Consider the following 13,156-nt stretch of genomic DNA (forward strand, 5'->3'; position numbering starts at 1 on the left):
CAGCTGGCGCAAGTCTGCGACTTGTGCCGTGAATCACCATTGGCTATTTCAAGCGTCCACGCTTGAAATAACACCATGTTAATATGCTTGAACGCTTATCACAGCATATTGTAGTTGATATATTCGCTGGCGATTGCGGATCAACCGAGATTATCTTGATCGGAATAACATCGAGATCTAACATATCATAAAACTCGCTCTACCTCGTAATTCTGCACCCCTATTGGCGCAAGTCTGCGACTTGTGCCAAAATAAAAAAACATAACTAGTTGGAGCGGATTGAAACCACAATATTAAACCGCAGATCATGATCCGTGCGGCCATAAATTCCCGATGTCTTTGGAACCAATCGTCTGTAATTATATTCGAAATTAGCCTGTATCGCCTGTGAAAACTGATATCCGATAACTGCCGATCCGTTAATTCGTGCCTGTCCCCCCGTAACTGTCCCGGAAAAATCTGCCGTATCAGGATTCCTGTTAAGCTGCTCGGGAGGAACATCTAATGCTTCACCCAAATCATCATCGAGCTGAAATTTTTCTTCCACGTCTTCGATGTAGTTTCCATTTAGGGTTATATCAACAGCATTATCCAGCCGCGGGAAAAAAGGTATCTTAAAATTTCTGATGGTATAAGCAAAAGTCATTTTTAGTCCTTTTGACAATCGTTCAATGACCGTAGAGTTGGATAAAGCAAGACTTGTTACGGTACTATATTCATATTGGATATTCGTCCGCAAGTTTGATTGCCACGTAATGTTCAGTCCCAGCAGTGGACTAAATTTCTTTTCTACATTTATACTGTTCGGCTCATATTCTGGTCTGCGATTGCTTACCGAGTATGCACCAAGAGAGAGATTGGGTAAGACACTCTGATCAGCATTGAATATCCAACCCAATCGATAAGTGCCACTGTAATTATGGGTAATAGAGGCCCGAGACATCAAATCTCCGATATAGGGGATAAATTGCTCGAGTCCGGTCCACGTTACCCGCCATCCCGGTAAGGGAAATGGTGTAAAATTTCGATCTCCAATCGCTCCCTGGCTCAACGATAAATACGACTGACGAAAATCTTGCTGAAGCGTTCTTTTCTCCAATACAGAATTACCATCCTGATTTCCTGTCGAATCCGAAATTACCGTGCTTCCCTGCGAAATATCATCAAAAGCAGTACTTAGCTGCTTTCTGAAAAAGGCACCATAACCGTCTCCAAAAGCCCATACGCTGGAACTGACAGAGCCGTTTTGAGAACGAACGATGCTCATCTCTTGATCCGGATCTATTGTTATCGAACGGCTTCTGTTATCATTCCATTGCGAATTCCATGAAAGATCAATCCTTAAATTATCAAACGGCCGTAGCTGAGATCCAATCGTAAAGTCATTCGTCAAATTCCGATTCGAGGGTAGCTGTAACGAAGACGTTTCATTGGGATTTTCAATCAGCCGCTCAAGTCCAATATCGTCCGTGATGCCGGTACGATATGAAAAAGGCGGAGAAGCGTGTCTGCCATCATTAAACATACGAAATATCTGCGATTGCCCGATATAACCACTTTGCAAAGAACTTTTAGATACATTATATGCAACATCCAAAGACTGAATACTCAGCAAAGCAGCTAATCCTTTTCTACCTATGTAAGCAAGATCTTTCCCCAGCTGATCTTCGGAATATCCGGTTTCACTATCATCCGACTGATCTGTATTGCGATTATTATCCGCTTCATCCTGCTGTAATCTTCGGTACCATTCCATACTATTCAACAACTGCCGAACGTTAAAGTCCAGCGTCTGATTGAGGGAAAAATTATTGGAGATATTAGCTCCCAATTCAGATCCCAGCGGACTATTTCTCCACTGATAGCCTCCGCCATAATTCGCCGAATAGTTTACCCAATCCAGGGATTCAATTCTACTGAGACGAGGCTGCCAGCCAGCCGAATATGACTCCTCATAATTACTGCGGCGTGAACTCAGCGTATCAAAAGCAACATCGCGAAGCACATCAAAAGTAGGCCGAATCCGATACCGTGTTGAATCTTCCCGGGAAACACCAGGCACATTGTGTTCGATACCGGCACGCGAAAGATCAAATACCGTACGGCTACGGAAGGTAGTTCTTACAGACGGAGTAAGATTATATCCCAGTCCGAACTCAGTATCATAGGTAAAGCTGTGGGATTGCTGTAAGGGCGTTTCATTTTGTCCATTCGTAAAGCGGCGAAGCTGTTCATCATATTCACGATCAATACCCGCCGAGGCATTAAGTGATGAGGGCGTATATCCCAACTGCAGACCAGCAAGCGGATGCAAGATCGGCGTATCTCCCAAAAATCCAAAAGGACGAAAAAGGCTGGTACTGCCGAAACTGATATCATATCGCACCGAACCGTTATAATTCCAGTTGTCTTGCCTGGCATACTGGGGATTACGTCGGTCTGTGTTATTATACACATAATTGATCGTGGTTTTATCAAGCGTATATTCCGCCAGCCCCGATTCAGACCGAGATTTTGACAGGTTGGAAATATTCAGCGAGTAACTTTCGGTAACGGACTGACTTTCGCGGATTCTCTGATCGATAAGCTCCTGTTTCGCCTGTTCACTAATATCATCGCGTGCTTTCACAGCACTCTCAAATTCCGACAACCGGATATCACCCTGGTTCGGCAGGTATCGCGGAGTTGAGGATGAACGACGGGTAGACAGTGTTACCGGGATATTCCATCCATAGCGTTCGGGAATAAGCTTGTGCATATTAACTGTGGAGTTCACGTTATATGCCTGCAAATTAGAGAGCCGGCGCTGTCCCAGCTGGGAGGTTAGGGCTCCGAATCCATCAGTCTCACGATTAAAATTGGCGTTCAACGTAGCGAAATCAGCCATATTCACTTGGGCCTCGGCATTCGTAGCCCATCCCGATTTGTTATCAAAACCGGATACTCGCAGCTCGTTAAACCAGAACTGGCCATCTAGTGAAGAAGTACCACCGTTCGACGGATTTTGAGGATCAAATGGATTACGAATCCCCATCCCGATTTCTCCGATACGGTCGAGGGAAGGATTACCTCTGATTGCGATCACGGCTCCTGATGGAGCTTCTTTAAGCAGATCTTCACGCTCATAAAGCTCTGAAGGGTCATTGCCCTGTTGATCTCGCAGCTGCTTTAACTCGTTAAATGCCCTAAGCAGAATATTCATGCTATTCTGCTCATACAGCCATACCTGTTCGGCTTCTTCTTGACGCTCGGCATCACTTAATTCCCGCAGCTGTTCACTGCTGAAAGGATAATCAGGATCAGTGGGAGATATGGGTTGGCGGTATTCATAATAACTATTCGTCAAGTCGGTCCCGAAACGAACAACCAGTTCGGCATCGCTACGATTGTCATATCCTTCACCGTGGACAAACATTCGTACATTGGAATAATTAATCATATTCATTCCGCCGGGATAAACCCGCTTCATCATCTTTAGTTCACCACCCTCCAAATTATTTACATTCATCACAATCGACTGCTCGTTAGCTATCGTCTGACGCTGGCGTCCGCGGTTGACAGCCCGAATAGCACCCTCCGGCTGTCGGTACGGAATTGGCTGCCGCAGACTATTTTCTTCAATATTCACTGTTGAAATATTAAAATCGCCCTGTGTAACTCCCTGTTCTGAGTGTACATTGTCAGCTTCACGCCATTGGCTGCCTACCAGCTCTAAAGTGGCAAATCGTAGTGTAAATGGCTTTTCATATCCCGATAACCATATCCTGATGTATGAAATATTCTGGAAGTTTTCGATACCGCCTACCTTTCGCACCCACTCTTGCAACGGCAGTCTGACCTGATACCAGCGATCTTCCTGATTGGGACCGTCAACCATATCAACGATAAACGTGCCTTCTGAACCGGGTTCTAGCTCGGAAAAATCGGCGGGATTCCAGTCAATTTCGTACTGAAAATAAGCATCATTCTGCTCCACATTTGACGGTGTGATCAATCCTTCGGTGTCAGGTTGATTTGTCACGGCTCGCTTATCCCCTTCATTGGGCGGGGTATTTCCATCATGATACCCGCGCATCCGCCGGAAACGCTCCTGCAAAGGCATTCCTTCTACCTGCTCTTCTCCATAATACACATAATCGTCATTGGACGGATCATTTTGGATTGCCTGATACTCAGAACTTCCCAGACCATATGATGCACCCATTTCCTCTAAAAATTCCGAAAACAGAACTTGTTCATTCCTGTTATTAATTCCACCCGTGTTGGGAGCACCATCGAGTCCGACATCCGCAAGCTCGCGTGTTTCATTTGAAAATTGCCCTTCGGGAGCCGGCGGTGGCACAGGCAAATAAGAACGGGATTGGCCGTTGAGACTGTTATCCGGCTGTAGATCATTGGGACGCCGCACCAGCCCATCTTCTGTATTATTTTTAAAGTTCGGTACCACATCCTCAGAGACAACTCCTACATCGATATAAATTTTCCCTTCATAATCCTGTAGATCCTGGGCAGATGGGGCACGTCCATTTGGCAATACTGTCTGCGCCCAAAATTCCAGGAACTCGATATTGTTTTGCGTTAGATCCTCCTGTCCCGATGGTAAAGTGGTAGTCATTCCGCCCCATGTACGCTCGGGCTGATTTTCAAGCAAATTTCGGAGGTTATCATTATAGTTATAAGGACCGCGTTCTGTGGGGTCGTAATAGATGTCGAGTGTATTTATAAAATTTTCCTCAGTCAACACATCACGATTGGGAAAAACATCCGTCACCTGTACCTGCTGTGTTTCAGGCGTAAATTCCACCCCGTCTAAAATCTGGTCGATATTTTGTGGAATACTGTACCAGGCAAAGGTGCTGCGCAGATCCGAGCGTGCAACTTTATCAGAAATTGTCGACGGAGGGTTATTAGGAGCATCTTCTTCGAAATAGATCTCATCGGCGTCATATCCCGGAACAGCAGCCGGTGCTGCAGCCAGATTCCAGCGTGACGCATTCATGAAGCTCAAACCGATATCAGATCCTTCAAAATCATCAATAAATGAAAGGCCGTTTTCTTCATCTTCAAAAAGGCGGTTATCATCAATGGCATCGTTAACGGCACTTGTCTGAGAAACGTCTGGCCGCAGCTGGGCAAACTCTCCGCTAAAAGAGATATTCGAGGGTTCTTTTGTCTGTAATAAAGGCACCTGATCGATCATGCGGGTCAGCCAGGGAGCATCAAAATAGGCATCGGCATCAAAGCCGGCGATCGAGTTGTTTACCGGCTCATCACCAATCCTTATTTTATCCTGAAGCGGCTTTTCTTTGTATTTAAAATAAGTGCTTCCCACCGTAATATTATCGGTAAATTGGTACTCGGCTCGCAGTCCGGTAAAATTCTTCTGACCTATTTCTGTAAGCTGATTATTCTCGTACTCAATTTTGATCTCCTGCCCTCTTCGCAGATACTGATCATTTAAAATAGTAATGCTACCAATGGAATAATCTACAGCATAATCAGTCCCCTCCTGCAGCTCGCGGCCATTGGCATATACATTAACTGATCCCTCAACCAGTGAATATCCCAGTGAATAACTGTCTGAAACACTGCCTTTGGAGGTCCCTTCAATCAGGTAAAAATTATTTTTTGAACGCTGATTGGCATTCACTTTTCTTTCATTATACAGCTCATTAAAAGTTATTTCGTCGATCTCATCATCCGGAAATCCTGTTTCTGCCAACAGTTCTGCAATACGAGAACCAAATGGCTGCAGGTATGGAAATATGATCTTGCCATTGATATGATCTAAAACCATCGTACTAAAGTCGATCTTGTTATCGGGATTTAAGGCTCCCTGCTGGTCAACGCGATCCAGTCCCAAATCCTGCAACAAGATATTATCACGTCCGGGAAGCGAGCTGCTTGGCACGTTACCTTCGGTAAATTTAACATCCACCTCCAGCCCATCCGGCGTTAAATCCTTTGCACCTACTGAGTACACATTCTTCATCTCCAGATCCCAGAGGATATTTGTAGTCGTGACTGTTTGGGGACGAATCAGCTTTAAGAAAATACGGTTACTCCCTCCCTGACTCACATCACCAACGCTAATTGTTTCTCCGGTTTGTGAATCCCGGTATTTAAAAGAAACAGCCAGCGCCTGACGTGAGCCCAGGTTCTCCTTTAATGAGATATAGCCTAAATTATGATCCAATTCATAATCTACACCTTCCTGCAGAGGGACAAAGTATCCTTCTACAAAGGTTGAAGGATCGACTCCAAAATCCGAAGCAGAAACTCCCTGGGCAGGATCCCGATACTGATTGAGCAAATCCTCTGAAAAACTGTCCTGATATTCATCCGGCGGGGCAAATTCGGCATTATCCTGATTAACACCCAGTTCGCCCAGCGCTATCGCCTGGCGTTCTCCCTCCTGTGACTGCGACGACTCCCGAAGTACCCAAACATTTATTTCTGTTAGCTGCAGTGCCTGCCCCAGCTGTTGTGGATTCGAAACATTCTCCTCAAACTCCTGACGGGTATAAAAATCCAGAAAAAAGTGTCGATCAGATTCATAGTCACCTGGCCGGATAGCAATTTCCTGTTCCTGGGCACCACCGGTAATCGTCTCCGTTTGCCCCTCACCCTCCTGCTGCGAAAGTACAGACGTTAGCCTTAATGAACCCAGCTGAGCAACAGACTTTACACCAAACAGAGCATTTCCACCACGAATAAGTGAGTTTCCTGTCTGCATCGAGACGTTACCAAGCTCCAGCTGCTGCAAAATTTCATCCTCATATCCCTCGTAAATAATATTGAGCCGGTTCATAAAATCGAAGTCGCGCTCTGTATCCCAGTCCGTCTGAATCGACAGTTTATCGCCGATTGTACCTTGTATATTCAGCTGAAGGGCTTGTTCAAAAGTGGGGTCAATTTGGGTGCGCTGGTCTTCCGGTATTTCGGGATTCTCGGTCCGCTGGATCGAGGCACCCACATTCATATTCGCCGTTCCGTTGATATTCAGATTTACCTCCGGCTTTCCAAAAATAGTGGTAAAAGCGGATTCCTCCCCGCCCGGAATATCAAGATTAAAATCAAGCAGCCCCGGTCCTTTCTGTTCCTGTGCCTGTTGTTCACGAATAAGCTGGCCCCAATTTTCTTTTTTGGATTCTTCACGCCATTGCTGAGTATATTCCTCAAAATCCATTACATGCGGAAATGCTACTGGAATATCATATAACAATCGCTGACTATGATACATCCCCAGCGTATCGCGCTCGATATAGGTCTGTTCCTCGGGCAACTGGATATAAAAAAGCCTGGGCGGCTCATCGGGAAAGGGATAAGATACTTCAGGTGGCAGGTGAAGCTTGGGAAGCGTATCGGGCTGGCTGATTTGAAAGGCAGCAGAATCAGAGGTAACTTGAGCCATACCATTCTCGGGACTTGCTACCAACGTAATCAAGCAAAGAAAAACTAAATAAAAGTATGCTTTGAGCTGCACGAAACCGTTATAGAAATATATTTACACCTTATCGATCAGTAAGCGGTAGTAGCAATGTCTCTATATACAGCTCCTTTTTAGTTGAGAATTGGAATTGCCAAACGCGGGTCGCAGAATTATACTAGATATTTTTTACTCTTAAAAGCACAAACTCTCATTTTACGGATATAACTACGAATCCATTTTGTAAAAATGCTGGTTAGGCCTAATTTTAGGTATTGATTACCAGATATCAGTTATGAAATTCATTCCCAACAAATTACAGATCGACATACTAAGACGACATCTGGGGCCATTTGTCTTTTGCTTTTTTACCCTGATGTTTTTGCTGCTTATGCAGTTCTTAATTCTTTATATCGACCTTTTGGTCGGAAAGGGGTTACCGTTTGGTGTTATCATGGAATTGATAGTAACAAATTTGGCCTCAATGGTGGTATTGGCCGTTCCCATGGCAGTACTCGTTGCCTGTTTAATGGCATTTGGTAAATTTACCGAATTGAATGAGTTAACAGCTCTACGAGCTGCTGGTGTGAATCCTATCCACGTAATAAATCCAGTCTTGGCGGCTGGTGTATTGCTTTCAATCTTTTTGGTGTGGTTTTCCAATGATGTATTGCCCGATGCCAATCAGCGTGCACGTTCGCTCTTTATAGACGTTCGATTAAAAAAGCCGGGATTCGACCTGAAAGAAAATGAATTCTACGATGGGATAGACAATTACACTTTTTTGGTCAAGAAAATTACGAATGAATCCGACTCATTGCACGATATTACCATCTATCAGCATCCTACCCGTAACCAGAAAGAAGCTTATATAAAAGCGCAAAAGGGACAGCTTGAAAGCAAGGAAGATGGCCAAACGCTCACCTTGTATCTACAAAAAGGGACCGTACTCCGCAATCTGGATCGTAGAAAAAATGGGCGATCAATTGATGTTTTCGAAGAAACTGCCTTTAATCGTTATCGCATCAGTTTTGATCTCTCAGAGCTGGCTTTCTCCCGGTCCGATCCCTCTGACCGTTCCCGCAACGACCGCACCATGAATATCCAGGCCATGATGAGTGTGGTGGATTCTCTGAATACTCAGATTAATGATCAAAAACAATTGGTTCTGAATAACGACAATTATATTATTCCCGCTTATTCCAAGCCACCTGATGAAGAAAAAGCACGGCGCACCTATCAAATCAGACCTCGTGAAGACTCTTTAGCAAAGGTACCTTATCCGAGCCAATATATAGCGCTTCAACATCTGGGAACACAAAGCGAACAGGAACGGCTGCACAGTATTACCATGAGTAAGTTGCGGAGCTATAAGTCATTTTTAGAAGATATTGCCAGCGATACCAGCTGGAAATATGAAAGAGTAGCACAATATCTCGTGGAAGTACATAAGAAATTCTCCATTCCGATTGCATGCATCATTTTTGTTCTTTTGGGAGCACCTATTGGTATGTATACCCGCAAAGGAAATTTGGGCTATGCAGCTCTCATTGGCACTGTGTTTCTCACCTTCTATTGGATTTCAATCATCCAGGGGGAGAAACTGGCTGATCGGCTGGTTATCACACCCTTTACCGGTATGTGGTTTTCCAATATTGTTTTGGGATTGGTAGGCTCATACCTCGTTATTCGCATTGCCACACCTTTTAAAATTTCAAGTTTGTGGAAGTCTCGTGACTAAGAAAATCGATCGATATATCTTTTTCCGTCTGCTTAGCATCACGCTATTTGTGATGATGGTATTGGTATTTATATTCATCGTGATCGATTTTTCTGAAAACAGTGAAGATTTTACCGATAAGGGGGCTACATTTGCCGAGATCTTTGGCGTTTACTATCTCAATTACATTCCTGAGATAACCCGACTTATCATTCCTGTAGCCGTTTTTGTAGCGTGCCTGTACTTAACAGGACAAATGGCCGAACGGCTCGAGATAACAGCCCTCAAAGCAGCAGGTATAAGTCTTTATCGCTTGCTCTTGCCCTATCTGGCTTTCGCTTTTCTTATGACTGCTGTCTTTACTTACCTGGATGGTTTCGTCATCCCAAAAGCCAATGAAACCCGAATTGCTTTTGAAGCTGAATACCTGCAGGGCAAATCAGATAAAGTAGATGACAATCGCATATTCCGTCAGGAATCAGAAAATACTATTTTTAAAATCAATTACTTTAACGAGAGTAAACAAACCGGTCATCGTGTTGATGTCACTAAATTTGAGGGCGACAGTATAAGAGAAACGATGTATATCCAGCGCATGGTTTGGCAAGATTCTACTCAACAGTGGAGGCTACAAAATACCACAAAACGCTTGTTCACAGAAAAGGGATATACCGAAACCCACGTCGATACGATTGATACGACCCTCAATATCTATCCGCGTGATTTGGCCCGTAAAACTTCAGATATCTATCAGCTGACATATCCTGAAGCCCAGAACTATATTTATTCAATCGAACGCAGCGGTGCGGGTAGCGTGGAATTGCCAAAGGTACAGCTATACGGACGCTATGCATATCCGTTCTCAATAGTTGTGGTCATAATTGTTGGGTTTGCCCTTGCCTCGGTACGACGGAAAGGCGGCAAAGGTTTTTATATTGCAGCAGGTCTGATAGTTAGCTTTCTGTATCTCGTGCTGATGAAAGTTATTGAACCTTTTGGGGGACAGGGCGAAATTGCACCTTGGCTGGCAGCCACATTACCTCACTTTTTCTTTTTGATTGTGGGACTTGGGATTTTATTTAACGCCCGCAAATAGATGAAAGATTTTGAGTGAGTGATAAAGGTACTTTAGCTTATCTCTTTTATTTCTTCTACTCCACTGAGATTCACAAAGAAGTCACAGAGTTACACGGAGAAAAATCTGTAATACTTATCTGCACGTTTAGTCGCTGTATGGAAGCTTTAGTTGTGAGGGAGGTGTGTCTCCAAACAAATATTAGCTTACCGAATAGTTCGGTGATTCCTTCGTAATCTGTACGGAATGCGGATGACTCTCCTTATAAGCCGCCGCAGAAATCTGAACGAATTCAGCCTTTTGCAGACTCTCAATATCCGGAGCACCACAATAGCCCATCGCCGCACGCAATCCACCGGCCATCTGATGAACCACTTCACTTAAATGCCCTTTATAAGGCACTCGACCTTCTATACCTTCAGGCACAAGCTTATTGATATTATCCTCAACATCCTGGAAATAGCGATCCTTCGATCCCTTTTCCATAGCACCGAGACTGCCCATGCCGCGATACGATTTATACTTGCGCGATTCGTAGATAATTGTCTCTCCGGGGCTCTCATCAACGCCGGCAAACATCGATCCCATCATCACCGCATCAGCACCACCCGCAATGGCCTTGGGAATATCGCCGGTTTGCTTGATACCGCCATCAGCAATGAGGCCAACATCGGCTTGATGAGCATACTCGGCGACTTCCATCACCGCACTTAGCTGCGGCACGCCAACACCGGTCACAACTCTTGTAGTACAGATCGATCCCGGACCAACACCTACTTTCAGGATATCAGCACCCGCTTCCACAAGATCTTTGGCCGCTGATCTTGTTGCAATATTTCCGGCAATCAGGTTTAAATCCGGATATTCCTTCTTAATATCTTTAACCATTCCCAACACGCCATCAGAGTGTCCATGAGCAGTATCAACAGTAATAGCATCCACTCCCGAATCGACAAGCGCCTCTACGCGTTCCAGCGTATCGGAAGTTACACCAACCGCTGCCCCAACACGCAGACGTCCCATATCATCTTTACAGGCATTGGGGAAGTTCATCTTTTTTTCGATATCCTTGAAGGTAATCAACCCCACCAGTTTCATATCATCATCCACTATCGGGAGCTTCTCAACTTTGTGCTCCTGTAACATTTTTTCGGCCTCGTCAAGTGTCGTGCCTTCGCGAGCTGTAATCAGGTTATCAGTGGTCATAATCGTGCTGAGCTTCTTATCCACATAATGCTCGAAACGTAGGTCACGATTCGTGACAATACCGATCAGTGTATTATCATCTTCCACAATGGGAATACCGCCGATCTTGTGCTTTTTCATCAGGTGTCGCGCTTTACGCACTGTTTCTTCTTTACTGAGCGTAACCGGATCCACAATCATACCACTCTCACTCCGCTTAACCATTCGCACCTGGTCGGCCTGATCCTCGATAGACATATTCTTATGCAGCATCGCTATACCTCCTTCTCGGGCCAAAGCAATCGCCAGGCGGTATTCAGAAACAGTATCCATGGCCGCACTAATGACAGGGATGTTGAGCGTCAGATTCGGAGCCAGCTGTATGCTCGTATCAGCTTCACGGGGTAAAACTTCTGAATGCGCCGGAACCAGCAATACATCGTCATAGGTGAGTCCTTGACGTGTAATTCGGTCGAAGGGAGAGGAATTTTCCATGGTTAAGGAGGTCTGGAAATATTTTGATTCTGGTTTGGGCAAAGATAAAAAAAATGTGAGCGACCTGCTTAACAGAATTCCATAAAAAATCTGTTAATTAAAGCCACTCACACTTTCCGGGACCTCTTGGCGCGCTCTCTTATAATATGATGGAAATTTTCACAGTTTTTTGATGTGTAAAGCTTCAATAGCCGTTTCGAGCGAGCAGATGTCATCCCGAAAACTTTCCACCCAGTGCACAACACGCTGGCGGCGCCGCGCCACATGCGGATCACAGCTCGAATACTGCCCCTGCAGTTCATCCACCATAGCGGCAACATCATCTTTGATCTCCATTTTCAGCGCGTCCGGCAGATCGCCCCATCCCATCAAATCAAACATTTGCTGAAGTTCCCGATGCTCTTTTTCAGCTTCTTTTAAAACTTTGCGAAGAACCGGTTCCAAATTTGTATTAAGATGCTTTTTAGAAGTTTGTGTGGCAGTATTCATAACTGATTTCCTTTTGTTTAATTTATCTTCATTCTCAAAGTAATCAGCCGGAGTGACACCCTAATGTCACCCCACTTTTATGATTTTCTAATCCCCAGAATTAACCTGCTAAATTTCATTAGTTTGCTGTTTTACTAATTCCAATCATTTCAACAGGTTCTTTTTGAGCGTGCAATAAATCGAAGACTGAATAACCATTCGTATGAATGCGCTGGATTGGTTTGTCGTATTTATTTATGTAGCGGGATTAATTCTCCTCAGTTACTACTTGAGCAAACAGCAAGAGACAACCCGCGATTATTACCTGGCAGGGCGCTCTTTTAAATGGTGGCAGATCGGACTCTCAACAATGGCAACACAGCTCGGTGCTGTCAGCTTTATCTCTGCTCCCGCTTTTGTGGGAATGCGCGAAGGCGGTGGTTTAAAGTGGCTGACCTATGAATTTGCCGTGCCGCTATCCATGATCTTTCTTATCATTGTCATTTTCCCGCCGCTATACAAATCCGGATTTGTAAGCATTTATGAATATCTGGAAAAAAGGTACGGCGTAAGCACACGATTGATTTTAAGCTCGGTTTTTCAATTCAGCCGCGCCTTTGCCGCTGGTATCACCGTCTATGCTGTAGCCCTGATCTGTTAGACTTATCTCTTGTGTTGAGAATTGCCATTAACTTCTTCTTTTTAACGTACCAGCAAGCGGAAGAAAGGCTAATTAGCCCATCGGAGATTGACTCCATGAAAGGAATCAGCCCCTTCCGCTTTT

General features: G+C 44.7%; 6 protein-coding genes. 3 read left to right on the plus strand and 3 right to left on the minus strand.

Annotated elements, in window-relative coordinates; translation table 11 throughout:
• Positions 1 to 265 precede the first annotated feature (265 nt).
• Positions 266 to 7,414 (minus strand): T9SS outer membrane translocon Sov/SprA, encoded by a 7,149-nt coding sequence (sov, locus tag ACT3ID_RS07935; protein ID WP_491541467.1) that lies wholly within the window; start codon positions 7,412 to 7,414, stop codon positions 266 to 268.
• A 310-nt stretch (positions 7,415 to 7,724) separates the two neighbouring features.
• On the opposite strand from sov, the gene ACT3ID_RS07940 reads away from it, so the two are divergent.
• Positions 7,725 to 9,170 (plus strand): LptF/LptG family permease, encoded by a 1,446-nt coding sequence (locus tag ACT3ID_RS07940; protein WP_491541468.1) that lies wholly within the window; start codon positions 7,725 to 7,727, stop codon positions 9,168 to 9,170.
• Complete coding sequence (locus ACT3ID_RS07945; RefSeq protein ID WP_491541469.1) at positions 9,163 to 10,245, plus strand: LptF/LptG family permease; 1,083 nt, start codon at positions 9,163 to 9,165, stop codon at positions 10,243 to 10,245. The genes ACT3ID_RS07940 and ACT3ID_RS07945 overlap by 8 nt, the downstream gene beginning before the upstream one ends.
• 180 nt (positions 10,246 to 10,425) lie before the next feature.
• Here ACT3ID_RS07945 and guaB read toward each other — a convergent pair whose 3' ends face one another.
• Both guaB and ACT3ID_RS07955 read right to left on the minus strand, forming a co-directional pair.
• Positions 10,426 to 11,904, minus strand: coding sequence for an IMP dehydrogenase (gene guaB, locus ACT3ID_RS07950; RefSeq protein WP_491541470.1), 1,479 nt, complete (start codon positions 11,902 to 11,904; stop codon positions 10,426 to 10,428).
• A gap of 159 nt (positions 11,905 to 12,063) precedes the next feature.
• The gene (locus tag ACT3ID_RS07955) at positions 12,064 to 12,393 is read right to left on the minus strand and encodes a hypothetical protein (protein WP_491541471.1); all 330 of its coding nucleotides are present in this window, start codon (positions 12,391 to 12,393) and stop codon (positions 12,064 to 12,066) included.
• 202 nt (positions 12,394 to 12,595) lie between these two features.
• Between ACT3ID_RS07955 and ACT3ID_RS07960 the strand changes: the two genes are divergently transcribed.
• On the plus strand, positions 12,596 to 13,033 hold the full coding sequence (locus ACT3ID_RS07960) for a sodium:solute symporter family transporter (RefSeq protein WP_491541472.1): 438 nt from the start codon (positions 12,596 to 12,598) through the stop codon (positions 13,031 to 13,033).
• Positions 13,034 to 13,156: the final 123 nt, after the last annotated feature.

It is taken from the genome of Fodinibius sp. GM108 (assembly GCF_058386985.1).

Excerpts from the sequence above, each read along its gene's own strand:
- sov (WP_491541467.1), bottom strand. The coding sequence starts at position 7,414 with ATGGCTCAAGTTACCTCTGATTCTGCTGCCTTTCAAATCAGCCAGCCC.
- ACT3ID_RS07940 (WP_491541468.1), top strand. The coding sequence starts at position 7,725 with ATGAAATTCATTCCCAACAAATTACAGATCGACATACTAAGACGACAT.
- guaB (WP_491541470.1), bottom strand. The coding sequence starts at position 11,904 with ATGGAAAATTCCTCTCCCTTCGACCGAATTACACGTCAAGGACTCACC.
- ACT3ID_RS07955 (WP_491541471.1), bottom strand. The coding sequence starts at position 12,393 with ATGAATACTGCCACACAAACTTCTAAAAAGCATCTTAATACAAATTTG.
- ACT3ID_RS07960 (WP_491541472.1), top strand. The coding sequence starts at position 12,596 with ATGAATGCGCTGGATTGGTTTGTCGTATTTATTTATGTAGCGGGATTA.